Raw genomic sequence first — 22,691 nt, 5'->3', positions numbered from 1 at the left:
GTCATGTTCGAGCAGATCAATTCCAAGGTCGTCGCCGTCGATATCGCCACGGCGGGCGGCGTGGTCGCCCGGGCCGGCGGCATGCTCTTCTACACCGGCGATGTGTCCTTCGCACCGCACGAGATACCGGGCGGCGCCGGTATGGGCGGCGGCGGGCTGCTCCGGATGGCCGGGCAGATGATGGCCGGCGAACACCAGCGCACCATGCTCGCGCAGGGCAGCGGCAGCGTCCATTACGGTTTCGCCGGTCTGGAAGTGCGGGTGGTCCACGTCCGGCCGGGTGCGGTCCTGCAGGTGGAGGCGTCCCGGCTGCTCGCCTACACCGCCGGCCTGCAGACCTCGGTGGTGTCGGTGGCGAGCTCCGGCGGCGGAGGCGGCGGTGGCCTGATGGGTGCCCTGCGCGGTGCCGCGTCCGGTGCGCTCACCGGTCAGGGCATGTTCACCACCCAGCTGTCCGGGCAGGGCAGCGCCGTCCTGCTGGCCCACGGTGGTTTCCTCGAACTACAGGTCGGCGGGCCGAATCCGGTGGTGGTCGACCCGCAGGCGTTCATCGCCTCCTACGGGAACGTGCACACCGATCTGAAGGCCGCGGTGAGCTGGCGTGACGCGGTGGGACGTGGGGCCGGCGAGGCCATGCAACTGCAGTGCGCGGGCCAGGGCCTGGTGTACGTGCAGGCATCGGAGGAGAAACTGTGAGCGAGATCCTCAACCCGATGAGCCTCGGGGAAAGCGATAACGTCCCCGGCAACAGCTACGCGTACTGCATCGATCTGAACAAGCCGTGGTTCATGCGCAAGGGCGCGATGATCGCCTATTACGGGCAGATGCGGTTCCAGGCACTCACCCACGGCCTGCAGGGTCAACTCCTGCACATGGTGGCGAATCAGTTCTCGGCCCCGCTGTTCACCGGCGACTACGTGGTGGCCGAAGGGCAGGGCAAACTGCTGATCGGTGACCGCGGCTACGACATCAACTCCTACGATCTGGACGACGGCAACCTCACCATCCGCGCGGCGAACCTGCTGGCCTTCGAGCCCGGGCTGTCGCTGAATCAATCGATCGTGCCCGGTTTCCTGACACTGATCGGCACCGGGAAGTTCCTGGCCTCTTCGAACGGCCCGGTGATCTTCGCCGAACCGCCGCTGCGGGTGGATCCGGAATCGCTGGTGGGCTGGGCGGATTGCCCGTCTCCCAGCCATCACTACGATCAGCGGTGGGTGTCGGGTTATCTGGCGGCCGGGGCGGCCGCGTTCGGTGTGACCTCCGGGGAGGAGCGCCAGTTCGATTTCGCCGGCGCGGGAACCGTTCTCATCCAGTCGAGCGAGAAGGTCCTCAGCGACGCCGCTCTCATCCGCACCATCGAGGGGCAGCTGCAGAGCGGGATCACCGTGCCGGGTCTGCAGCGGCTGCAGGGGGTCATCGCCCAGCAGCTCGCCGGTCAGCAGCAGGGTTACTGAGCGGACGGCCGCGACCGGCCCCGCCCGGCTGCGGACCGCTGCCCCGCCCGGGCAGACTTGGCGCATGCTGCATGTGCGGATAATGTCGCCGACCGAATTGACCGACGATGTGGTGGCGATCCTCGAGGCCGACGACGCGGTGAGCGGACTGGCGGTCCTACGCGGGAGTTCGCTACGGCCGAAAGGCGATGTGGTGTTCGCGAATCTGGCCCGCGAAGCCGCCAACGATGTCCTCGAACGCCTGCGCGCGATCGGCCTGCACCATCGCGGCAGTATCGAATTGGAACAGATATCCACATGGATGTCCCTGTCCGGGTATCTCGCCGAGCTACGCACTCCGGGCTTCAGCGCCGATTCGGTCGTCTGGGCCGATGTCACCCAGCGCTCCTACGAGGAGACCGAATTCAACTGGACCTACGCGAGTTTCATGACGCTGGCGACGGCACTCGCCAGTATCGCGATCGTGGTCGATTCACAGATCCTGGTGATCGGTGCGATGGTGCTCGGTCCGGAGTTCGGCGCCATCGCCGCGCTGGGCGTGGCACTGGTCCGGCGCCGTGCCGCGCTGTTCGGTCGCGCCGTCGCCACGCTGGCAATGGGTTTCGGTGCCGCCATCGCGATCACATTCGCCCTCGTCCTGGTCGGCCGGTTGTTCGGCTGGATAACCGTCGACGTCGTCACCGGGGACCGGCCGGAGACCTCGTTCATCTACACACCGGACAAATGGTCGTTCATCGTGGCGCTGATCGCGGCAGCGGCCGGGGTGCTGTCGCTGACCTCCGCCAAATCGGGTGCGCTGGTGGGAGTGTTCATCTCGGTGACCACTGTTCCGGCCGCGGGCAATATCGCGCTCGGCCTGGCCTTCGGCGCGGGTTCGGCCATCTGGGGTAGCGCGCTGCAGCTGGTGGTGAACCTGGCCGGGATGGCGATAGCGGGCTGGGCGACACTGGCGCTGCAGGATGCCGTGTGGTCGCGGGTCTCGTTGCGGCGTTCCCGCGCCGAGGCGCGGGCCCGGCGGCGCATGCTCTAACCCGCCGCCCCGGCGGCCACCGGACCCGTGAGCGCGGCGGCGAACCAGCCGAGAATTTCTTCCCCCGCCTCGATTCCGATGGCGGCGGTGACGGTCAGGCCCGGCCGGGTCCAGCCGAGTTCTTCGAGCTCACCGTGCCGGGGGCGGATGGCGTGATCGGCCGCGGCGAGCATTTCGGCGTCCAGCGCGCCGTCGCCGGCGGCCAACGTCGGCGCCACCGCGTCCAACGCACCGGACTCGACGAGCCGGGCCCGGACCTCGGCCACCGCCCGGCTCTTGCTCACCGCCGTCGGCATCGTGTAGATCTTGCGACCCTGCCGCGACGCCGTCCAGCCACGCTCCCGGCACCAGGCGTCCCAGTCGGTCAGGAAATCCGGGGGAGCCGCGGCGAGGTCCACCACCAGATAGCAGAACAGGCCGTCGGCCTCGCGGAATTTGAGCACCCACGAGTCGTCGATCCGGGCCCGCAGCGCGGTCTCGACCTCGGCGAGACCGGGCCCGCCGGCCCGGACCGCCGCCTCGATCCCCCGGCGCCACCGCGCATCCGGTACCCCGTCGACCAGGATGTTTCCACCGTTGCTCGTGACGGCGTAGGGCCACGGCGCACCGGGCAGCCGGATCCGGCCGAACTGTTCGATGGTCCGGGTGGTGGTGGGGAGGACCACCGCCGCACCAGCGAGTTCCCGCAGCCGGTCCGCGGCGGCCGCGGTCATATACGACAGCGGAGAACCGTCGAGATGCTCCACACACACTGTCGCCGCGGCGGCGGTGCCGGCGGACGCGGCGGAGTAGATCATCGTGCGATCCAGATCCGTGGCGACCAGCAGGGGTTTCGGAGACGACATCTACCGCTGCACATCCTTGATCAGGCCCATACACGAATACGCCAGGTCCGGCACGACCTCCACCGGCACCGCCCGAGCCTGCGCCAGCAGCCGGATATGGGCGTGCTCGGGCGCGTCCGGTTCCCGGACCAGCACCCGCCACGGCACCCGGCGCAGCAGGACCCGGGTGGTCTCCCCGACGCCCGGTTTCACGAAGTTCACGCTGTCGATCCCGTATTCGGCGCGCACCCGTTCCACCGACGCCCAGCCCGCCCAGGTGGGTGCGCGGTCCCCGGAACGCACGGCCGCGACCTGTGCGCTCACCCGCGGCCGGACCGTCTCGAACGCCCCGGTGACGGTATCGATCAGTCGCGCGGAGACATCCTCGGCGGCCAGTTCGGCGTAGAACTTGGCGCCGTGGAAATCGCCCGGGCCGATGAGATCCCGGTTGAGCACCGTCCGCGAGACCAGTCCGGACACCGTGGAGTTGAGGCAGGCCGAGGCGATCAGGAAATCGTCGCGGGTGCCGTAGGTACGCACGCAGTGCCCGGGGTCGGCGAGTACGGCGAGGTCGTCGTCGAAGCGGGCGCCACCCGCCGCGTGGTACTCGTCGAGGGCCGCGGTCAGTTCCCGGGTGATCGCGCCCTTACCGGTCCAGCCGTCCACGAACACCACGGACGCGGGATCGTGATGATGGGCCAGATAGTCCAGGGCCACGGTGTCGATCCCGCGGTCGCGCACGATCGATACCGCGTAGTGCGGGATATCCAGCGCGGGGCGCTGCCCGTGCCCGGTGGCCAGCCAGCGGCGGATCAGGATGCCGACCGGAGTACCCGCCCGGGCCAGCGACGCCAGCACGATATCGGTGCCGCGTTCGGCGGCCACCAGTTCGGCCACCGTACCCACCGCCAGGGCCAGCCGCTCGGCACTGTCGGCCAGTACCCGGTCGAACAGTTCCCGGTAGGCGGCGTCGGGCTGGTATTCGATGGGTAGCGATTCGGCGTAGTGCGCGATTCCGGACTGGATCCGCTGCTCACGGAAGGCGGTATCGGCCTCCAGGTCGGCGCCGGACAGATCCTTCAGCAGCCACGCCACATCGGTCCGGTCGTAGGAACCGAATCCGGGGCCGAACAGCGGTGCGGGCCCGGCGAAACCGCCCGAACGCGCGGCGGCCAGCGTGCGCGGATCGGCCTCCCGGAGGATCGCCACCACCACATCGGAACCGGCGGCGGTGAGGACATCGACCAGCCCGCCCGGGGCATAGAGCCGCTCACCGTCGGCGGGTGAATCGGCCACGAACACCAGCACCGGGTCCGCGCCCGGCTCATCGGGCCAGCACGCGTTGTAGAGGTAGCGCGGTTTGTCCTCGCCCGCTTCGGGAGCCGGGAACCGGAAACCGCGGCGCAGCGGATAACCGGGCTCGTCCAGGACATACGCCGGGGAACGTGTGGTGGTCTGATACCGCACCGGCATCCCGGCCTCGGCGATTCCCACGGCCAGGCACAGCGGCAGGTACATCAGCTCTTCGTGGGCGAGCACGATCACCGGGCGACCGGGGTACTCGGTGATCAGCTGGTCCCGCAGCATTTTCCCCGCGACGGCGGTGGCCTGCTCGAATCCGGCCCGGTCGGCGCGCAGGAACCCGTGCCGGCCGCCCTCGGGCACATCCCGCGGCCAGGGCAGTTCCAGCCGGGCCGGCACACCGCGACGCTCCGCCACCGGATTGAGTTCGGCCGCGGGCAGTTCCGAGACGGTGGTCACCAAGCCCGCGGGCAATACGGTGGCGCCCGATGCCAGGCACACCGTATCGATCCGCGCGCCCAGCGCCGCGGCCGCCGCGGCGAACCGGTCACGGTCGGCGTCGGTGCGCATATCGACCAGCGTGGCCAGCACATAGTGTGTCCGTGGCGCGAATTCGTGCAGTGCCTCGATGGCATCCAGCGCGGTCGCGCCGGTGGAGATCTCGTCGTCCACCAGCACCAGCGGCAGTCCCGCGGTGAACACGTCCCCGGGCATCGGCTGCAGCAGATGCGAGGTGGCGTGCGAATGTCCTTCCTCGAACCCGGTGAGCGTCACCGCGCCCGGCACCGCCCGGCGGGTCGAATGCAGGTAGCACGCCGCGTCGATCCGCGTGGCCACACAGTGCCCGAGCCCGGTCGCGGTCTCGGCGAACCCGAGTACCACGGCATCCTGTTCGCCGAGTACCGCGCGCACCAGATCACCGAGGCGGTCACCCGCGTCCCGGACTCGGACCGGATCGGTCGGCAGGTGTTTGCCCAGCACCGTGGAGACCAGCAGATGCGCGCGCCGCGGATTCTTGCGCAACCCCGGCTGCACCAGATCGGCGATCTCCGGTTCGGCCGCGAGGGTGTCGGGGGTGTTTCCGTGCCGGAACGCTTCCCGGTGCCGCAGTTCGATACCGAGGGCGCGGGTCGCCCAATACGATTCGCCGGACCCGTCGCTCATACCGTGACCAGCGCTGATAGCAGATCCACGAAGGACACCCCTTTCTCGGCCACCCCGAAGACCCGGGCCCGGGTCAGGGTGTTGCGCGCCCAATTGCGATGAGGCCGCATCTCGTTCATCTTGTTGCGGTAGCCGGACGCGGCGACCCCACCGACTTCGACCTGCAGAATGTCGAGGGCATCGGAGTATTCCTCGTGCGTGACCACCGACAGCGCGTGCACGGCCGCCACATGCGAGGGATGGATGACGGTTTTGCCCTGGATACCGTTGGCACGGTCCAGCGTGATCTCGCGCAGCAGACCGTCCAGATCCCGGCTCACCAGATAGCTGCGGAACGGCACCGCGTCCGATTCCTCGAACGGCGCGGTGCGCAGCAGCGGCCGGAACATCCGTTCGTGGTCGGCGAAGTACTCCCAGACCGGCCCGGTGATCACGAAACCCGTACCGTCGGCCCGGCCCAGGTAGTTCACGATATCGGCGATCACATCCGCGATGACCCGCACATCGTAGATGGTCAGGTCACGGTCGCGGCGGATACCGAAGGTCGCACACATATCGGTGGCGCCGATCCGCACGGCCAGTATCCGTTCCCGGACCTCGGCCAGGCAGGCCGCGATCTGGGTGAGTTCGGAATCCCTGGTCTGCCGGTGTACCAGCGCCGCGGATTCGAGTACCGGCATCCCGTAGAGCGGCCGTTCCGTACGAGCGGCGGCGGCGGTCAGCGCGGCGAGGTACTTCGGTGCCGAGGAGCTGTCGAACTTGGGGAACACGAAACCTGTCAGCACCTGTACGCCCGCGCCCAGCCGGTCGAGCAGTTCGGGCACGGTATCGGCGTCCCGGACGCGGACGAACAGCATCGGGTTGGGATCCGGGCGAGCGGCCAGTTCGTCGAGCGTGCGCACGGTCTGCTGTTTCGCGAACTCGACCTCGTGGTCGGCGACTGCGTCCTCGAGGTCGATCACCATCGAGCACACTCCGCGATCGGCCCGGCGCACGATCGTCGCCGTCAGATCCGCCCGGGTGGCCGGTACGTACAGGGTGGCGCCCAGCGCCATCGCCAGTATCTCCCGCTCGGCACAGTCGTCGAACGGCTCCGGTTGGCGGTGGAACAGCGCTCTGGCATCCGGTCCCTGCAAATACCTGAAGTGTCGGCGCGGTACCTGCTTGTACAGGGAAATTTCCTGCCGGACGGCCGTGCCTGCGGTCATCGAGCCCCCGTCTCATCCTCGTCGTTGTCCCGGTGGTGGTTGTTTCCGCATTCGCTCGACCACCCCGGCAATGAATTCGGTGATGGTGTCGAGTTCCTTTACATACGCCCAATAGTCGGGGTGCCGCCCGGTGAGGGATGCGGCCACCCGGTCGAGGCGCTCGACCTGAGCGTCCAGTACCGAACCCCATTCGGCGACCAGTCCCCGTGACACCGCCAGCATCTGGGCGTCCCGGAGGCGGAACCGTACGGCCTCGGCGCGTTGGCGCGGATCTTCGCGGACCGCCCGCAACTCGGCCAGCCGTTTGGTCACGGCGTCGACCAGTTGTTCGGCGTCGGCGAGGTGGCCGCGCGCGGTGGTGGTCAGTTCAAGGGCCTGCTCCGGGGTGTTCGCGGCCGCGGCGGCACGGGCCCCGGCCAGGGCTTGTGCCGCGGCGGCGATATGACGCTCGCTGGTTCGCTCATTGTCGGCCAGATCCGCCGAACTCGCAGCATTGAACTCCCGCAGCAGCGCCGAATGCGCGGGTCCGATCCGCTCGGCCCGGGTGCGGACCGCGGCGAGCCGGGTGGTGACCGAGGAGATGGCGTTGCGCGCGGCCGGGGCCCGAGAAGGGGCCTGAGCCAACGATTCCGACAAATCGGCCGTAACGGAAGCCAGCCGGTTCGCCGCCGCCCGTGCCCGGCCGCGTTCGTCCGGCGGCACCGCGGTCAGTGTGAGCATTGCCTCATCCACCGCCGCGGCGCCCGCGCGCACCGAGGCATACTCGGCGTATTCCGATTCGGCCGCCTGCCTGCGCACCCGCGCCGCATCGGCGGCGACCCGCTCGACCAGTTCGGGAACCGCTCGCCGTAGCGCGATCGCTTCCTCGAGCGCGGCCCGGTCGCCGTGGTAGAAGCGGTCGACCCGCTGCGCGACCGATCCCAGCTGCCGGATCACCGCGTCCACCCGCTGCTGCCGGTCCGCCCGGCGCGTCCCGGACTGTTCGTCCCGGTCCAGTTCACCGGTGAGCTGCAGATATGCCGCAGCGGCCGTATAGCAGTCTTCACGCACCGAAGCCCAGCGACGGCCCAGCCCCCGTTCCGGGAACATCTCCTCGGCGGCCGCGGTGGCGGCCTCCGCGGCCGACTGCCGCCGGTCCATATCCAGGAACGCCGTCGTCAGCGCCGACCGTGCCTGTTCGAACCACGGATCCTCCCCCGACCGGAACCATCCACGCCTGCGGCCTGCCACAGACCCGATGGTATGAGATCCCACCACCCGCGCGCCGCCACACCGCGTACCGCCGGACTCCGCGCGCACACTGCCGAACACCGTGACGGCGAACGGAGCGGCGCGGGCCGGAACGCCGAAAGCGTTCGATCCCAAACCATCCGGGCTCGCCGCCCGCGCGTGCCGGTGACCGGCTTGCCCGAGTTTCTACGCAAGTTCACCGAAACCCACTACTGTCGTATTCCGTACCCGGCGGTTACCGACATGCTGGGAATCACAGACGACTACGAAAGGGAATCCCGCATGGGTGTCAGTTTGTCCAAGGGCGGCAACGTCTCGCTGAGCAAGGCGGCGCCGGGCCTCACTGCGGTCGCCGTCGGCCTGGGCTGGGATGTGCGCACCACCACGGGCACCGATTTCGATCTGGACGCCAGCGCGATCGCCACCGGAGCCGATAAGAAGGTCGTCTCCGACCAGCACTTCGTGTTCTTCAACAACCTCAAGTCCCCCGAGGGCGCCATCGAGCACGCCGGCGACAACACCACCGGTGAGGGCGAAGGCGACGACGAGGTCATCAACGTCGACCTCGCCAACACTCCGGCGAATATCGAGAGCATCTTCTTCCCCGTCTCGATCTACGAGGCGGACAGCCGTTCGCAGTCGTTCGGTCAGGTGCGTAACGCCTACATCCGCGTGGTGAACCGGGCGAACGGCGAGGAGCTGGCCCGCTACGACCTGTCCGAGGACGCCTCCACCGAGACCGCCATGGTCTTCGGTGAGCTGTACCGCAACGGGGCCGAGTGGAAGTTCCGCGCCATCGGCCAGGGTTACGCATCCGGGCTGTCCGGTATCGCGCGTGACTACGGTGTGAACGTCTGACGATCCACACCTCCGGGTAGCGTGAGGGGGTCCGGTGACGGGCCCCCTCGTTCTCTGCCCCAGAGGCACCAGGGGACAAATTGGACAAATAGGCGGTCGACGGCAACGCTGGTGACTGGTCGCCGATACCGCCGACCAGGTTTCTCGTACAGGCCGGGGTACCGACCGCAGTCCGGCCACCGCACACGAAAGGTCCCAGCGTGGTCCTGCGCATATTCGGTTTATCCTTAGTAGTCACGGTGCTGTCGCTGGGGGTGGCGTTCCTCTACGGCGGCGCGACCGCCCTGGTGCTCTGCCTCATCCTCGGCATTCTCGAGGTATCGCTGTCGTTCGACAATGCCGTGATCAATGCCACCATCTTGGAAAAGATGAGTGAGTTCTGGCAGAAGATCTTCCTCACCATCGGCATCCTCATCGCCGTCTTCGGTATGCGGCTGGTCTTCCCGCTGGCCATCGTGTGGGTCACCGCGGGACTGAACCCCGTCGAAGCCTTCGACCTCGCGCTGAACCCACCCCCCGGCGACGCCGCCTTCTTCCCCGACGGCTCCCCCAGCTACGAGACCCTGCTCACCGACGCACACCCGCAGATCGCGGCGTTCGGCGGCATGTTCCTGGCGATGCTGTTCCTGAACTTCGTCCTCGCCGACCGCGAAATCACCTGGCTGTCCTGGCTGGAACGCCCCCTGGCCAAGGCCGGCAAGCTGGACATGGCCTCGGTGGTCGTCGCCGGGATCGGCCTGGTGCTGGCCGCGGAGTTCCTCGCCCACGACGACGACCGCTCCACCGTGCTGCTGGCCGGTCTGCTCGGCATGATCATCTACATCGCCGTCGACGGTCTGGGTTCGATGTTCAACGCCGAGGAGCACGCCGAAGAAGCCGCCGGCGGCCCGTCCGGGCTGGCCAAGGCCACCGGTAAAGCCGGGTTCTTCCTGTTCCTCTACCTCGAGGTCCTCGACGCCTCGTTCTCCTTCGACGGTGTGATCGGCGCCTTCGCCATCACCGCCGACCCGATCATCATCGCCCTCGGCCTCGGCCTGATCGGCGCCATGTTCGTCCGGTCCATCACCGTCTACCTGGTGCGCAAGGGCACGCTCAACGAATACGTGTACCTCGAGCACGGCGCCCACTGGGCCATCGGCGCACTCGCCCTGATCCTGCTGATCACGGTGGGCGATATCCACGTCCACGAGCTCGTCACCGGTCTCATCGGTATCGCCTTCATCGGTGCCGCGGTGCTCTCCAGCATCCGCCGCAACCGCAAGGAAGACGATCCGAAACCCACCGAGGCTTCGGAACCGGCCCCGGTGGGCTGACACAACACATCCCGAACGGCAGTGGGAGCGGACCCGAGGGTCGGCTCCCACTGCCGTTTCATCGGGTAGGAGCAGCAACGCACTTCCTCACGCGACCGGCCGGACCTCGCCACGCACGACCCCGACCGGACCGGCCGTCAAGCCCCCGGTGCCCCCATCTTGTGCCGCGCAGCGTCGTACTGCTCGAAATACGCCTGACCCACCGCGAACATGCCGCGCTGCGGTAACCGGAAGTCACCGAGCGCCGCCTGCTCGGCCAACGGACCGGCCGGGCCGATATCCACGCCGTCGATCCGGGCCACCGTGCGCTCGACCGTCCACAGCATCCGCGGCTCCAGCCGGAACCATTGCCCGTTCGGGGCGGTGCCACGCAACCGCATCCGACCCACGCCGAGCGCCGGACCCGCCACCCGCGACATGACCGACAGCACCGTGGGTTTTCGCCACAGTGCCGCGGGCAGCACGCTGCCCAGCGCCGTCATCGCCGTCGTCGCGGGCGAGCGCCCCAGCTCGATCTCCCATACCAGCGTGCCGGGCATCCGCACCGTCAACGCGAAGGGACCCGTCCAGGTCACCGAGATATCCGCGACCCGCGCGTCCACCAGCGCGGCACCGTAGTACCGCACACAACTGGTCTCCGGCGCGACACTGCTGTAGATGACCCATTCCCGATCCGGGTTCCGGTGCCAGATCGACTCGTATCCGGACCCCACCGAGCTGGCGGCGAAATGCCGGAACGCCAGGTAGTGGCCGCTCGCGAACGGCTGACCCATCACTCCGTACCCGGCGAACCGCTCCGCGTCCGCACCCGCGGGCAGCACCGGTTCGGTCCCGGCGATCGTTCGCGGACTCTCGACCATTGCCGTCCTCCTCGACGAACGGACGTTACACCCCTAGCTTACGTCCGTGAGCTGCGAAAACACTGACTCCGACATCGGATCGTCCCCGCTGCGCCGCTCCGGGGACGCCGCGCGTGACCATGCGGCGCCGCGCACAACAAAACACCGCGCACCGGTACTTCGCCGAGATCCGGACCGCGCCGCCACACAGCCCTCCCGCTGCACGGCACCACCCGGACGGCCGGCAGGTCGCCACACACACCACGCCGATCCGGCAGTATCGAATCCATGGCGACCGATAAGGAACGTATGCTGCGCGGCGATCTCTATCGCGGCAACGACCCGGAACTCGTCGCGGAACGCCGCGCCTGTCACGCGTTGACCGCCCGCTACAACGACACCGCCCCCGACGCCGAGACCGAACGGCAGGAAATCCTCGGCAAGCTACTGGGCGAGTGTGGTGCCGGCACCGTGATCATGCCGCCGTTCCGCTGTGACTACGGTTACCTGACCGGAATCGGCAACAACACCTTTCTCAATTACGACACGGTGATCCTGGACTGCGCCCCCGTCACCATCGGCAACGATGTAGCGATCGGCCCCCGCGCCCAGATCCTCACCCCGCTGCACCCCATGGAGGACCACGAACTCCGGCGGTCCGGGTGGGAATCCGCCGCGCCCATCACCATCGGCGACAACACCTGGCTGGGCGGCGGCGTCATCGTCTGCGCCGGAGTCACCATCGGCGAGAACTCGGTGATCGGCGCCGGCAGTGTGGTCACCCGGGATATCCCGCCCCGCGTCTTCGCCGCCGGCAACCCCTGCCGTGTCATCCGGGATCTCTGATCCCGGCCTCGGCACGGTCGTCAACGTTGCCGGAAGCCGCGAACACCCTCCCGCTGCGGTTCGTTTCCGATCGATACGGTCTCACCCGGCCCACGATGGAGATCCGGGAACGACGGTTCGTTCCTGGATACGACCTCCCGAGGTGGCGGTGTCACAGCGAGCAGGTCGGCTCGGCGGCGCTGCCGGAAATCGCGGGGTGTTTCTCCGTATCGGGATTTGAACGCCGTCGAGAACCCGGTGTTGGTGAACCCGCACCGTGCGGCGACCCCCGCTATGGACTCCGGTCCCGGACGCGCCAGCAGATCGCGCGCGATACGCAACGCTTCGTTGCGCCGCAACTCCCGATAGGTGGTGCCGGCCCGGTGGAGTACCGAACGCAGCTGACGGGGCGACCAGCCCAGCGCACGTGCGACCGCGGGCAGCCGTACATCGCCGGACCCGATGTTCTCTCGGACGCATGCCCTGATGGCATCCACGGTTTCGGTCAGCTGGGTCTGCTGTGGCCCGAGGTCGCCGGCGAGCAGCAGGCACAGCAGTTCGGTGACCCGGTCACACACGGCGTCGAATTCCGGTGTCGTCAGATCCGCCTGCGCGGCAAGGGTGGCGATGAGCATGCTCTGCACGACCCGGCCGAGACCCGTCGACATATCGAGCGTCGGCCGCACTTCGGGGGCGGGCAGCCGACGCTCCAGCCGCGCACGGGGCAGGAGCAACGCGTAAGCCGTCGAACCGGGTAACAGCACCCGGCAGGCTCGGTCCAGTTCGAGAACGAATCCGCGCTGGGCCGCCACCCTGATGAGCCGGTCCTGCTGCTGGATGAGCCATTCGCCGCGTCTCGGTAACACCATCCAGCAGTAGTCGCCCGGGCCCTGCCGGATATGCGAACGGTTGCGGTGCATGAGATGGTCACCGCGCTGCTGGGAGCGCAGCAAGGTGTAACTCGGGGACTCTTGAACCGCGATCCGAGCCCACCAGTCGGCCGGATCACGGTAGAGGTGGTCCGCCTTCAGGAAATGATCGGTCACCTCGGTCCACTCCGCCGCGTTCGCGACGGTCAGCTGGGAATACCGCATAGCGGTGGCTCTGCCGGTCCGATACTCATTTCCGCCTATCCGCTCGGGAACGGTCCGACAGAATTCTGACAGCTCCCCACTGTCGGCCCGACGCTCGCTCAGTCGCGGGATCCGAGCCGCACCGGCACGCAGAGCGGACCATTGGTCATGAACTGCGGCGCATAGGGGATCTCCGCCGGATCACAGGCGAGGCGCATCCGCGGGAACCGACCGAACAGGGTGGCCAGCGCGGTCCGGGACTCCAGCCGGGCCAGATGTGCGCCGAGGCAGAAGTGCGGACCGCGGCCGAAGCCCAGCTGATCGATGTCGTCGCGATCGATATCGAAGACATCGGCGTTCGGGTATTTCCGCGGATCGCGTCCGACTCCCGCGTACCAGCCCACGATCGCCCCCTGGGGGATGTCCACACCGGCGATCCGAACATCCTGCAGGGCATACCGGTTGAACATCGCGCAGGCCGCGTTCCGGTAGCGCAATGTCTCCTCCACGACATCGGCCCAGCGATCCCCGTCCACGGCCGCCGCGAGCTGACCGGGAAAGGTGTAGAGGGCCACGATCGCGTTGCCGAGCAGGTGCATCGTGGTCTCGTGTCCGGCCACGATGATGATCCACAGCATTTCGACCAGTTCGGCATCGGCGATCCCGTGTTCGGGCTGGGCCTGCACCAGATCCGAGGTGAGGTCGTCACCCGGGTTGTTGTGCTTGTCCGCGACCAACCCGGTCAGATATCCGACCATTTCCTGCATGGCGGTCCGGGTCTGCTCACCGGTGCTGGTGTGCGAGATCAGCGTGGACGTCCAGCCCCGGAAATTTCCCCGGTCGGCGACCGGTACCCCGAACAGTTCGCAGATCACGGTGACGGGAAGCGGCATGGTGAAGTGCTCGACGAGATCGACTTCCGGGCGGTCGGCGAATTTGTCGATCAGGTCGTCGGTCAGCTGCTGGATACGCGGTTCGAGTCGGGCGACCCGGGCGGGAGTGAAGGCACGCGCGATGGCCCGGCGCATTCGCAGGTGATCGGCGCCGTCCTTGTTGAGCAGGTGATCGGCATCGGTCAGCACCCGTAGTGGCCAGTCGGCCGGAACGGTGCCATCGTGCATCGCGGGACAGTTCTTCGCGCTGTGACTGAACAGAGTGCCGTCACCGGCGAGAATCTCACCGACCGCCTGGTGGCCGACCGCCATCCAGGCCCGGACTCCGCCCGGCAGTTCGTAGGGCACGATCGGCCCGGTCCGGATCATCCGGTCGAAAGTGTCGACAACTGATTCTCCAGCGGTGGGCAGCTGGATGAGTGACTCGGTCATGCAGGACTCCGTGCTGTGATCGGACTCTGTACGCATGCGATCGACGCGTGCTCGAAGAGTGTGAGCCGGTTGGCAGCAGCCGATCGACTCGAGCGGTAATCTCTGCCGCACCGCGAAATTCGACGGTGCCGGATCGAAAAATCCAAAGTTTTGGCGAGTCGTTCCGACGAATGACGACAGCACTGCGGCCGGGCGCCGGATGATGCCGGAACTGACCGGCCGGCCACCATGTCGCCCGCAGGCTCTGGCTGTGGCCGAGTCCTGGGCCGGGTACGGAGCGGTCGGGTGGGCCTGCCGGTAAGGCGCTCGAAGGAGCTGGAAATCCCGACGAAAGGTAGCGTCACTCAGGCGGGGCAGAGGGTCGACGGCGCAGTGGTGATTGTCGGATCCGGAATCCGCGCAAGGTGTAGATCTGCTGTCAGCGAAAACGCGAGGGCCGGACCGGCACTCGGCTGGCATGCTGAGTGCCATGGAGAAGGACTTGTGGGAGGCCGAGCGGCGACTCCAGGCTGCGCAGCTGGCCGGGGATGTCCAGGCGCTGGATGAGTTGCTCGATGACAGGCTGATCTTCACTTTCGGCTCGGACACGTTCACCAAGACCGATGATCTCGAGCTGCACCGCACCGAGGCCCAGATCGTGAGCACGCTCGAGGAAGAACAGCTGACGGTACTGGTGGAAGGGACGACCGGGGTCACTTGGTTCCTCGGCGTCGTCGAAGGCAGCATTCATGGATCACCATTCGCAGCCAGGATGCGCTACACCCGCGCCTGGGCGCACGACGACTCGCGTGGCTGGCGGGTCGTTGCCGCTCATGCCTCGGCGGTCGAGTAATTCGAAGAGTTCGCCCACGTCGACCAAGGTCGAAATTCGGCTGTACAGACTTCCCGAGATCGTCGGTGACGCCGAGATTCACCGGCAAACGGTGTCGCAGACGACCTGTAGAACCACGAGTCCATCACGGCGGCGAGTGCCGGCCTCGGCGGTCTGATTCTGTCGCATATTACTTGGCCGATCGGCCATCAATCGGCCGGATATTTCGAGACTTGGCCACGTATTTTGAGACCCTACAACAGCAATGCTCAGCCGCGGGCCATATCGACGAAGCGCGACAGATGCAGCTGGTGAGCGACGGTGATGGTTGCCGTGGGCCCGTTACGGTGCTTGCCGACGATCAGGTCCGCTTCGCCACCACGCGGATCGTCGCGCTCGAACGCATCCGGCCGGTGCAGCAGGATGACCATGTCGGCGTCCTGCTCGAGCGAGCCCGATTCACGCAGGTCGGAGACCTGCGGACGCTTATCGGTGCGCTGTTCCGGACCACGGTTCAACTGGCTGATCGCGATGACGGGAACTTCCAGTTCCTTGGCCAGCAGCTTCAGATTTCGGGAGAAGTCCGAGACCTCCTGCTGCCGGGATTCGACTTTCTTACCCGAGGTCATCAGCTGGAGGTAGTCCACCACAACCAGTTTCAGGTCGTGGCGCTGTTTCAGCCGTCGCGCCTTGGCCCGAATCTCCATCATGGTGAGGTTCGGTGAATCGTCCACGAACAGCGGTGCTTCGCTGATCTCGCTCATCCGCCGCGCCAATTTGGTCCAGTCGTCGTCGCTCATCCGGCCGGCCCGCATATCCCCGAGCTTGATCTTCGCCTCGGCCGACAGCAGGCGCATGACGATCTCGGTCCGGCTCATCTCCAGTGAGAAGATCACGCTCGCCAGCCCGTGCCGAATCGAGGCACTGCGCATGAAATCCATTCCCAAAGTCGATTTGCCGACGCCGGGTCTCGCCGCGACGATGATCATCTGCCCCGGGTGCAGGCCGTTGGTGAGTTCGTCGAGTTCGGAGAATCCGGTCGGGACACCGAGGGAAATACCGCCCCGGGATGCGATGGAGTCGATCTCGTCCATGGTGGGCTGGAGGAGCTCCTCCAGCGGGAGGAAATCTTCGGAGGTCCGGCGTTCGGTGACCTCGTAGACCTCGGCCTGGGCGCGGTCGACCACCTCGGCGACGTCCTGGCCGTCGGCGCCCGCATAGCCGTACTGCACGATGCGGGTGCCGGCTTCCACCAGGCGGCGCAGGATCGCCTTCTCGGCCACGATCTCGGCGTAGAACCCGGCGTTCGCCGCGGTCGGGACGGTCTGGGTGAGGGTGACCAGGTAGGGGGCACCGCCGATTCTCTTCAGTTCACCTCTGCGGTCCAGGCCGGCGGCGACGGTGACCGGGTCCGCGGGTTCGCCGCGTCCGTAGAGATCGAGGATGGCGTCGTACACGGCCTGATGGGCGGGCCGGTAGAAATCACCGGAGCGCAATACTTCGACCACGTCGGCGATGGCGTCCTTGCTGAGCAGCATGCCGCCGAGCACCGACTGTTCGGCCGCCATATCGTGTGGCGGCTGGCGCCCGAAATCCTCGCCTGGGGGCTCCGGCGGGAAATCCGTGTGCCCGCGGTCATCGACGACTGCCATCCGACTCGACCGTCCTCTCCTTCTGACCGGACGCACCCTTCGACGACCGGTTCTACCCCACGGGTCCGACAAGTTCGCCGGGAGCCCGCAGCGCCGTCGACCAGTGGTCAGGCGTACCAGCTATCACCCAGAAATAACCGAACCCCCGCATTGTGACGTGGTGTCGCACATGGTGCTGCGATGAACCTAGGCGAGGTTCTATCCACATGCCAACCACGCCTGTGCACAGACCTGTGGATAGCCTGGGGATAGTTCACCTCAGGCTGTGCACAACTTGTGGACAACTTGGGGAAAATGCAGGTCAGACCAGGAAAATGCCCAGCTAGATCTAGATTTCTCGCGACCACGCAGTGTGGATAAACAAAGCATCGGCGTGTCGGAGATGTTGAACATCCGGGCGTGTTGAGTTAGCGGACAGGCGAACAGGGATGAGCTGCGTCACATTACGTCCGGTTGGTTTTGTGATCGATCCACAGGACTCGCATCTTGTGGATAAGACACCCCCACCTCGAAGCGGCGCGGCCTGCGGATATGCAGGCGCCCGCCATCAAAAGAATTTCAGCAACCGTCGAGCTAACCAGCGATTGCTATGGCAAAGCACAACCGACCGGAGATCACGTCTACCCATGGCCGAGCGGACGTGATCCCCGGTTTCGGGGTATGTATTCGTGGGCCGACTCAGCCGGCGGCCACGACCTCCAGCGCAAATTTCGCGGCGACGTCCGGGTGCAGATGGACGGTCACCTGGTGCTTACCGGTGGCCTTGATATGCGACTTCGGCAGTTCGATGCTGCGCTTGTCCAGCACCGGGCCCCCGGCCGACTTGATGGCGGCGGCGACATCGGACTGGGTGACCGAACCGAAGAGTTTTCCGGTGCCCGCGGTCTTGACCGACAGCGAAACCCCTTCGAGGCCCTCGATGGCCTGCTTCAGTTCGTTGGCATGGCCGAGATCGCGCACCCGGCGGGCCTCCTGGGCCCGGCGGATTCCCTCGACCTGTTTCTGCGCACCGCGGCTGGCGACGATGGCCAGCCCACGGGGCAGGAGGTAGTTACGGCCGTAGCCGTCCTTGACCTCGACGGTGTCGCCGGGAACGCCGAGGTTGTCCACATCGGCAGTCAGAATGAGCTTCATATGCTTGACCGACCTTTCTCAGCGAGCCGTCGAAACGTAGGGCAGCAGCGCCATCTCACGCGAGTTCTTCACAGCGATGGCGATATCGCGCTGGTGCTGTACGCAGTTGCCGGTGACCCGGCGAGCGCGGATCTTGCCACGCTCACTGACGTACTTGCGCAGCAGCGGCACATCCTTGTAGTTGATGTCGACGATGCCGGACTTGCTCTCCTTGCAGAAAGCGCAAGCCTTCTTCTTGAGCACCTTTTCGCGCGCCGGTGCCTTGGCCATTTTCGTTCACTCCGTATTCTTGGTGGCCCGCTGTCGCGGGCCGATGCGGGCCGTCTCAGAACGGCGGTTCATCGTCCGTCCGCCCGCCCCCGAAGGAGCCGGCCGCGGGCGCGCTACCCCACGGGTCGTCCGCAGCGCCCTGGTCGGACCGTCCACCGCCACCGTTTCCGGCGTTGTAGTTACCACCACCGCCGCTGTTGGAACCGAATCCACCGCCACCACCACCACGACTGGTCTTGTTGACCTTGGCCGTGGCGTACCGCAGCGACGGGCCGACCTCGTCGACCTCGAGCTCGACGACTGTGCGCTTCTCGCCCTCACGGGTTTCGAAGGAGCGCTGCTTGAGCCGTCCGCTGACGATCACACGGGATCCCCTGGTGAGGCTCTCGGCGACGTTCTCCGCGGCCTCGCGCCAGATATTGCAGCGCAGGAACAGCGCTTCGCCGTCTTTCCACTCGTTGGTATTACGGTCGAAAATGCGGGGTGTCGAGGCCACGGTGAAATTGGCCACCGCCGCGCCCGCGGGCGTGAATCGAAGCTCGGGATCGGCCGTCAGATTTCCGATGACCGTGATTACCGTATCGCCAGCTGCCATGGGGGTTCCTCCTGCTCGGTGTGCAGTCCGGGTGCACTCGCCTGTTGCGCTAGAGCCTAGAGACAGACTCCGACGAAACGGCGGTAGCGCCGGAACTACTTGTCGTTGCGCAGAACCTTGGTGCGCAGCACCTGCTCGTTGAGGCCCAGCTGGCGGTCGAGTTCGTTCACCGTGGCGGGCTCGGCGGTCAGATCGATCACCGCGTAGATGCCTTCGGCCTGTTTACGAATCTCGTAGGCGAGGCGCTTACGGCCCCAGATATCGACCTTGTCGATTTTGCCGCCCTCGGTGCGGACAACGCCGAGCATATTTTCCAGGGACGGTCCGACGGTGCGCTCGTCCATGCTCGGATCGAGGATGACCATCACTTCGTAATGACGCACGAACCAATCACCTCCTGTGGTCTTGGGTCGGCCACGGACGGTCCGTGGCAGGAGGGTCGTTGCGTCAGCAACCGGGCAAGACTACCCGAGCGGACCGCCGGAAACGAAATCGATCTTCGGCACGGTGACGACCTTGCCGACGAAGTCGCGAAATGGAATTCCGCACTCGGATCGAGGTCGATTTCGACTATTTCTCGTACATCTTCCGACCTGGTCGAACACGGGCACAACCGGCGGCCGGCGCCGATACGATCGCGCGGCGGCACGTGGCGGAGCCCACTAGTGTGTCGGTATGTCGATCGGACCGGCCGTACGTGTGCCCGGGGCCGATCGCGTCGGCCGCGGTACCGCCGTCCTCACGGTTGTGCTGTTGTGCGGCGCGACCCTCGTGGTGGCATTTCTCAACAAGGCGCGCTGCGCCGGAGCCCCCTTCCGCGCCGACGGTCGCAGTGCCGCTTTCGATTACGTCAAGGACGCCCGGGTCTGTTATTCCGATATCCAGTTCCTCTGGCTGGGCCGCGATATCGATCAGCATATTTTTCCCTACGTGCACGGCGGCATCACCGCCGACGGCACCCTTACCGGCGGCGCCGTGGAATATCCGGTGCTGAGCGGGCTGCTGATGTGGCTCGGCGCGCTGGGGGCCCACAACGACGCGGCCTTCCTGCTCCGTTCGGCACTGCTGCTGGCACCGTTCGCTCTGGTCACCGCCTGGCTGCTGGCCCGCTTGGCCGGGCGGGCCGCGCTGCTGTGGGCCGCGGGACCACCGCTGGTGCTGTACGCGTTCCACAATTGGGAACTTCCGGTGGTGTGCACGACGGTGGCGGCTGCCGCGGTGATGGCCACCACCCGTTGGCCGTTACGCGCCCGTGGGGCGGTGGCGGCGATGCTGCTGGGCCTGGGCTTCTGTTTCAAGATCTATCCGGCGATCTTCGTGATCCCGCTGCTGCTGTATGTGCTGACCGGCGGGGAGCGGGGGCGCGCCGGCCCGGGAGAACGCACCGGGCCGGATGTAGCCGGTGCGCTGGGCACCGCGGCCGCCGCATTCGGCACGGTGGTGGCGGTCAATCTGCCGTTCGCGCTGGCCGGTTTCGACGGCTGGCGTGCCTCGATCGAGTTCCAGCAGCAGCGCGAGGCCGATATCACCACCAATTCGATCTGGTACTGGGGTCTGCGGCCGCTGTTCGGCTCCGACCCGCTGAGCAGCGCCGCGTTCGCGGAGATCGTGTCGATCGCCTCGCCGACACTGATCAGCGTGTCGTTCGCCGTGGCCGTGGGGGCGGGGTGGCTGCGGTACGCCCACACCGGCGTGTACCCGTGGCTCGGCGTCAGCGGGGCGATGCTGTGCGGGTTCCTGCTGTTCCACAAGGTGCATTCGCCGCAGTACACCCTGTGGCTGGTCCCGTTCCTGGTGCTGCTGGCGGTGCCGTGGCCGGTCGTGGGGAGCTATCTGGTCGCCGATATAGCGATCGGGGTGGGCGTCTTCCGCTACTTCTACACGATGGGGGCCGGGCATTCGGTCGAGTTGATGGAGGCGGTGGTCCGGTTCGGCGTCTGGGGTCGGGCCACCCTGCTGGTGGTGTTGTTCTGGGTGTTCCTGAGGGTGCCGGCGCGGGCACTGCGGGTACACGCCGCGGCGGATCCGGAAGAGGCGACGCCGGTGCGGGAGGCCGGACCGAGGGCACGCGGCTGAACCGGTTCCAATAAAACTAGAACGTGTTACATTCAGAGTATGGCACCCGTCGCGTCCTACTGCGCCGACCACCGTTATCGGAGGTGTTCGCCGTATTCGGGCCGTACGGCTGACAGCGGCCGGATCAGCCGCCGCGCGGCAATTATGTAACTTGTTCCAGGCATAGGGAGACAGCACCGCCATGCGTACCAATATCTGCGACCGGCTGGGGATCGAGTTCCCCATCTTCGCCTTCACCCACTGCCGCGATGTGGCGGCCGCGGTCAGCAACGCCGGCGGTCTCGGCGTACTCGGCGCGGTCGGGTTCACCGCCGAACAGCTCGAGGTCGAACTGGCCTGGCTGGACGAACACGTGGGCGACAACCCCTACGGCGTCGACCTCGTCATCCCGTCCGAATACGAAGGCAAGGGCATCGACGGCCTGTCCCCCGAACAGCTCGAGACCGAACTCGCCAAACACGTCCCCCAGGGGCATCGCGACTTCGCCGAAAAGATCCTCGCCGACCACGGCGTGCCGAAGCTCCCCGAAGAAGAGGTCCACCCGCAGCTGCTCGGCTGGACCGCCACCACCGCCGCGCCGCAGGTCGAGGTGATCCTGCGGCATCCGAAAGCGAAGCTGGTCGCCAACGCGCTCGGTACCCCGCCGCCGGAGTTCGTCTCCCAGATCCAGGAATCCGGCCGGCTGATCGGCGCGCTGTGCGGTTCGGTGAAACACGCGCTCAACCACAAGGCCGCCGGCCTGGACTTCGTGGTCTGCCAGGGCACCGAGGGCGGCGGCCACTGCGGCGAGGTCTCCTCGCTGGTGCTGTGGCCACAGGTCATCGACGCCGTGGGTGATCTACCGGTCCTCGCGGCCGGCGGAATCGGCGACGGCCGCCAGGTCGCCGCCGCGATGGCGATGGGCGCCGCGGGCGCGTGGACCGGCTCCATCTGGCTGACCGTGGAAGAGGCCAATGTGCCCCCCGCCCAGATGAAGACCTACATCGACGCCACCAGCCACGACACCATCCGCTCCCGCGCCTGGACCGGCAAACCGGCCCGTATGCTGCGCAACGACTGGACCGACGCCTGGGAGTCCGCCGACACCCCCGACCCGCTGCCCATGCCGCTGCAGATGATGGTGGCCCTGGACGGCGTGAAGCGCGGCCACCGCTACCCGGAAGCCGCCAAGGACGTGAACTTCAACCCGGTCGGCCAGGTGGTCGGCATGATGAACAAGACGGAACGCTCGGCCGACGTCATGAACCGCCTGGTCGAGGAGTACGTCACGGCCTGCGAGCGGCTGAACAAGCTCAACGGCGATATCTGATCGCACCGAAGAGTCGGCTTTCCGGAAGCCGAATGCAGAACGCCGCCAGAAGTACCTCTGGCGGCGTTCTCGTCTGTAACCCGTCCGACCAGAACCGGCATGGGGCGGCAACGGGCGTCGGGTGAGGGCCGCCGGGTGACGGCTGAAGCCGGGGGGTGCCGGCCTGAAGGGGGCTCAACAGCCCAGAAGTCGGCGGTGGCGAGTGTGTTCGCGCTGCCCTGCGACGCCGCGGGTGGCGCCGAAAACAGCGTCTTTCGCGAGTGAGCCCGCGCTTTCGCCTGCGCGAGTGAACTCACCGGCAGAGGTGGGGTTGTGAGCTCGCTCGTGAAGGTACTGTGTTTTTTGGCGCGCCTCCGGCGCGCGGGGTTGAGGCCCCCTTGGTCTCGCCGTTTCGGC

General features: G+C 67.0%; 21 protein-coding genes. 9 read left to right on the top strand and 12 right to left on the bottom strand.

All coding sequences use genetic code 11. From position 1 onward, the window contains the following. Window positions 1-3 precede the first annotated feature (3 nt). The 3 genes from ACLML9_RS12685 to ACLML9_RS12675 all read left to right on the top strand — a co-directional run bounded on the left by ACLML9_RS12685 (window position 4) and on the right by ACLML9_RS12675 (window position 2,487). Window positions 4-696 (top strand): AIM24 family protein, encoded by a 693-nt coding sequence (locus ACLML9_RS12685; RefSeq protein WP_411945701.1) that lies wholly within the window; start codon window positions 4-6, stop codon window positions 694-696. Then, window positions 693-1,457 carry an AIM24 family protein gene (locus tag ACLML9_RS12680; protein WP_411945700.1) on the top strand — a complete coding sequence of 255 codons (765 nt, stop codon included), beginning with the start codon at window positions 693-695 and terminating at the stop codon, window positions 1,455-1,457. The genes ACLML9_RS12685 and ACLML9_RS12680 overlap by 4 nt, the downstream gene beginning before the upstream one ends. Window positions 1,458-1,521: 64 nt before the next feature. Beyond that, entirely contained in the window at window positions 1,522-2,487 is a 966-nt protein-coding gene (locus tag ACLML9_RS12675) for a DUF389 domain-containing protein (RefSeq protein ID WP_411945699.1), read from the top strand. Here ACLML9_RS12675 and ACLML9_RS12670 read toward each other — a convergent pair. Genes ACLML9_RS12670 through ACLML9_RS12655 form a run of 4 tightly spaced genes read right to left on the bottom strand, consistent with a single transcriptional unit; the run spans window position 2,484 to window position 8,215 of the window. Further along, a complete protein-coding gene (locus ACLML9_RS12670; protein ID WP_411945698.1) occupies window positions 2,484-3,332 on the bottom strand; it encodes an HAD family hydrolase in 849 nt (282 codons plus the stop codon). The genes ACLML9_RS12675 and ACLML9_RS12670 overlap by 4 nt on opposite strands. Next, the gene (locus ACLML9_RS12665; RefSeq protein WP_411945697.1) at window positions 3,333-5,777 is read right to left on the bottom strand and encodes a phosphoribosyltransferase; all 2,445 of its coding nucleotides are present in this window, start codon (window positions 5,775-5,777) and stop codon (window positions 3,333-3,335) included. After that, window positions 5,774-6,985, bottom strand: coding sequence for an HpcH/HpaI aldolase/citrate lyase family protein (locus tag ACLML9_RS12660; protein ID WP_265803201.1), 1,212 nt, complete (start codon window positions 6,983-6,985; stop codon window positions 5,774-5,776). The genes ACLML9_RS12665 and ACLML9_RS12660 overlap by 4 nt, the downstream gene beginning before the upstream one ends. 12 nt (window positions 6,986-6,997) lie before the next feature. Further along, entirely contained in the window at window positions 6,998-8,215 is a 1,218-nt protein-coding gene (locus tag ACLML9_RS12655; RefSeq protein ID WP_411945696.1) for a hypothetical protein, read from the bottom strand. Between the two features lie 282 nt (window positions 8,216-8,497). Between ACLML9_RS12655 and ACLML9_RS12650 the strand changes: the two genes are divergently transcribed. Both ACLML9_RS12650 and ACLML9_RS12645 read left to right on the top strand, forming a co-directional pair. Beyond that, the gene (locus tag ACLML9_RS12650) at window positions 8,498-9,073 is read left to right on the top strand and encodes a TerD family protein (RefSeq protein ID WP_030524548.1); all 576 of its coding nucleotides are present in this window, start codon (window positions 8,498-8,500) and stop codon (window positions 9,071-9,073) included. 200 nt (window positions 9,074-9,273) lie between these two features. After that, window positions 9,274-10,386, top strand: coding sequence for a DUF475 domain-containing protein (locus tag ACLML9_RS12645; protein WP_411945695.1), 1,113 nt, complete (start codon window positions 9,274-9,276; stop codon window positions 10,384-10,386). A 137-nt stretch (window positions 10,387-10,523) separates the two neighbouring features. On the opposite strand, the gene ACLML9_RS12640 is transcribed toward ACLML9_RS12645, so the two are convergent. After that, the gene (locus ACLML9_RS12640; protein ID WP_411945694.1) at window positions 10,524-11,246 is read right to left on the bottom strand and encodes a hypothetical protein; all 723 of its coding nucleotides are present in this window, start codon (window positions 11,244-11,246) and stop codon (window positions 10,524-10,526) included. A gap of 267 nt (window positions 11,247-11,513) precedes the next feature. Between ACLML9_RS12640 and ACLML9_RS12635 the strand changes: the two genes are divergently transcribed. Further along, window positions 11,514-12,071, top strand: a complete 558-nt coding sequence (locus tag ACLML9_RS12635; RefSeq protein WP_411945693.1) for a sugar O-acetyltransferase — start codon at window positions 11,514-11,516, stop codon at window positions 12,069-12,071. Between the two features lie 20 nt (window positions 12,072-12,091). Here the strand turns inward: ACLML9_RS12635 and ACLML9_RS12630 are convergent, their stop codons facing one another. Together ACLML9_RS12630 and ACLML9_RS12625 are read right to left on the bottom strand one after the other, a co-directional pair. Further along, window positions 12,092-13,144, bottom strand: a complete 1,053-nt coding sequence (locus tag ACLML9_RS12630; protein WP_411945692.1) for a helix-turn-helix domain-containing protein — start codon at window positions 13,142-13,144, stop codon at window positions 12,092-12,094. A 98-nt stretch (window positions 13,145-13,242) separates the two neighbouring features. Then, complete coding sequence (locus tag ACLML9_RS12625) at window positions 13,243-14,448, bottom strand: cytochrome P450 family protein (RefSeq protein ID WP_411945691.1); 1,206 nt, start codon at window positions 14,446-14,448, stop codon at window positions 13,243-13,245. Window positions 14,449-14,917: 469 nt separating this feature from the next. On the opposite strand from ACLML9_RS12625, the gene ACLML9_RS12620 reads away from it, so the two are divergent. Continuing rightward, window positions 14,918-15,280 carry a nuclear transport factor 2 family protein gene (locus tag ACLML9_RS12620; protein ID WP_411945690.1) on the top strand — a complete coding sequence of 121 codons (363 nt, stop codon included), beginning with the start codon at window positions 14,918-14,920 and terminating at the stop codon, window positions 15,278-15,280. Between the two features lie 248 nt (window positions 15,281-15,528). Here ACLML9_RS12620 and dnaB read toward each other — a convergent pair whose 3' ends face one another. From dnaB to rpsF, 5 genes are all read right to left on the bottom strand, one after another. Beyond that, window positions 15,529-16,911 carry a replicative DNA helicase gene (dnaB, locus tag ACLML9_RS12615; RefSeq protein ID WP_265803193.1) on the bottom strand — a complete coding sequence of 461 codons (1,383 nt, stop codon included), beginning with the start codon at window positions 16,909-16,911 and terminating at the stop codon, window positions 15,529-15,531. A gap of 678 nt (window positions 16,912-17,589) precedes the next feature. Next, window positions 17,590-18,045: a 50S ribosomal protein L9 gene (gene rplI / locus ACLML9_RS12610; RefSeq protein WP_411945689.1), complete on the bottom strand. Its 456-nt coding sequence runs from the start codon at window positions 18,043-18,045 to the stop codon at window positions 17,590-17,592. A gap of 18 nt (window positions 18,046-18,063) precedes the next feature. Beyond that, window positions 18,064-18,315 (bottom strand): 30S ribosomal protein S18, encoded by a 252-nt coding sequence (gene rpsR, locus ACLML9_RS12605; RefSeq protein WP_030524534.1) that lies wholly within the window; start codon window positions 18,313-18,315, stop codon window positions 18,064-18,066. Window positions 18,316-18,370: 55 nt separating this feature from the next. After that, entirely contained in the window at window positions 18,371-18,910 is a 540-nt protein-coding gene (locus ACLML9_RS12600; protein WP_411945688.1) for a single-stranded DNA-binding protein, read from the bottom strand. Between the two features lie 95 nt (window positions 18,911-19,005). Then, the gene (gene rpsF / locus ACLML9_RS12595; RefSeq protein ID WP_063042545.1) at window positions 19,006-19,293 is read right to left on the bottom strand and encodes a 30S ribosomal protein S6; all 288 of its coding nucleotides are present in this window, start codon (window positions 19,291-19,293) and stop codon (window positions 19,006-19,008) included. 292 nt (window positions 19,294-19,585) lie between these two features. On the opposite strand from rpsF, the gene ACLML9_RS12590 reads away from it, so the two are divergent. After that, on the top strand, window positions 19,586-20,986 hold the full coding sequence (locus ACLML9_RS12590; protein WP_411945687.1) for a hypothetical protein: 1,401 nt from the start codon (window positions 19,586-19,588) through the stop codon (window positions 20,984-20,986). Window positions 20,987-21,167: 181 nt separating this feature from the next. Then, a complete protein-coding gene (locus ACLML9_RS12585) occupies window positions 21,168-22,295 on the top strand; it encodes a nitronate monooxygenase (RefSeq protein WP_411945686.1) in 1,128 nt (375 codons plus the stop codon). Window positions 22,296-22,691 lie beyond the last annotated feature (396 nt).

This window comes from Nocardia sp. NPDC002869 (assembly GCF_046764065.1).
Lineage (GTDB): Bacteria > Actinomycetota > Actinomycetes > Mycobacteriales > Mycobacteriaceae > Nocardia > Nocardia rhamnosiphila.
The sequence above is the reverse complement of the archived record's forward strand: the minus strand, read 5'-3'. Positions and strand labels throughout refer to the sequence as shown.

Bases quoted from the DNA above. Each gene is read 5' to 3' on its own strand.
- ACLML9_RS12620 (WP_411945690.1), top strand. From the start codon at position 14,918: ATGGAGAAGGACTTGTGGGAGGCCGAGCGGCGACTCCAGGCTGCGCAG.
- ACLML9_RS12640 (WP_411945694.1), bottom strand. From the start codon at position 11,246: ATGGTCGAGAGTCCGCGAACGATCGCCGGGACCGAACCGGTGCTGCCC.
- ACLML9_RS12685 (WP_411945701.1), top strand. From the start codon at position 4: ATGTTCGAGCAGATCAATTCCAAGGTCGTCGCCGTCGATATCGCCACG.
- ACLML9_RS12585 (WP_411945686.1), top strand. From the start codon at position 21,168: ATGCGTACCAATATCTGCGACCGGCTGGGGATCGAGTTCCCCATCTTC.
- ACLML9_RS12670 (WP_411945698.1), bottom strand. From the start codon at position 3,332: ATGTCGTCTCCGAAACCCCTGCTGGTCGCCACGGATCTGGATCGCACG.
- ACLML9_RS12650 (WP_030524548.1), top strand. From the start codon at position 8,498: ATGGGTGTCAGTTTGTCCAAGGGCGGCAACGTCTCGCTGAGCAAGGCG.
- ACLML9_RS12660 (WP_265803201.1), bottom strand. From the start codon at position 6,985: ATGACCGCAGGCACGGCCGTCCGGCAGGAAATTTCCCTGTACAAGCAG.
- ACLML9_RS12675 (WP_411945699.1), top strand. From the start codon at position 1,522: ATGCTGCATGTGCGGATAATGTCGCCGACCGAATTGACCGACGATGTG.
- dnaB (WP_265803193.1), bottom strand. From the start codon at position 16,911: ATGGCAGTCGTCGATGACCGCGGGCACACGGATTTCCCGCCGGAGCCC.
- ACLML9_RS12665 (WP_411945697.1), bottom strand. From the start codon at position 5,777: ATGAGCGACGGGTCCGGCGAATCGTATTGGGCGACCCGCGCCCTCGGT.
- rpsR (WP_030524534.1), bottom strand. From the start codon at position 18,315: ATGGCCAAGGCACCGGCGCGCGAAAAGGTGCTCAAGAAGAAGGCTTGC.
- rplI (WP_411945689.1), bottom strand. From the start codon at position 18,045: ATGAAGCTCATTCTGACTGCCGATGTGGACAACCTCGGCGTTCCCGGC.
- ACLML9_RS12635 (WP_411945693.1), top strand. From the start codon at position 11,514: ATGGCGACCGATAAGGAACGTATGCTGCGCGGCGATCTCTATCGCGGC.
- ACLML9_RS12625 (WP_411945691.1), bottom strand. From the start codon at position 14,448: ATGACCGAGTCACTCATCCAGCTGCCCACCGCTGGAGAATCAGTTGTC.
- ACLML9_RS12600 (WP_411945688.1), bottom strand. From the start codon at position 18,910: ATGGCAGCTGGCGATACGGTAATCACGGTCATCGGAAATCTGACGGCC.
- ACLML9_RS12630 (WP_411945692.1), bottom strand. From the start codon at position 13,144: ATGCGGTATTCCCAGCTGACCGTCGCGAACGCGGCGGAGTGGACCGAG.
- ACLML9_RS12590 (WP_411945687.1), top strand. From the start codon at position 19,586: ATGTCGATCGGACCGGCCGTACGTGTGCCCGGGGCCGATCGCGTCGGC.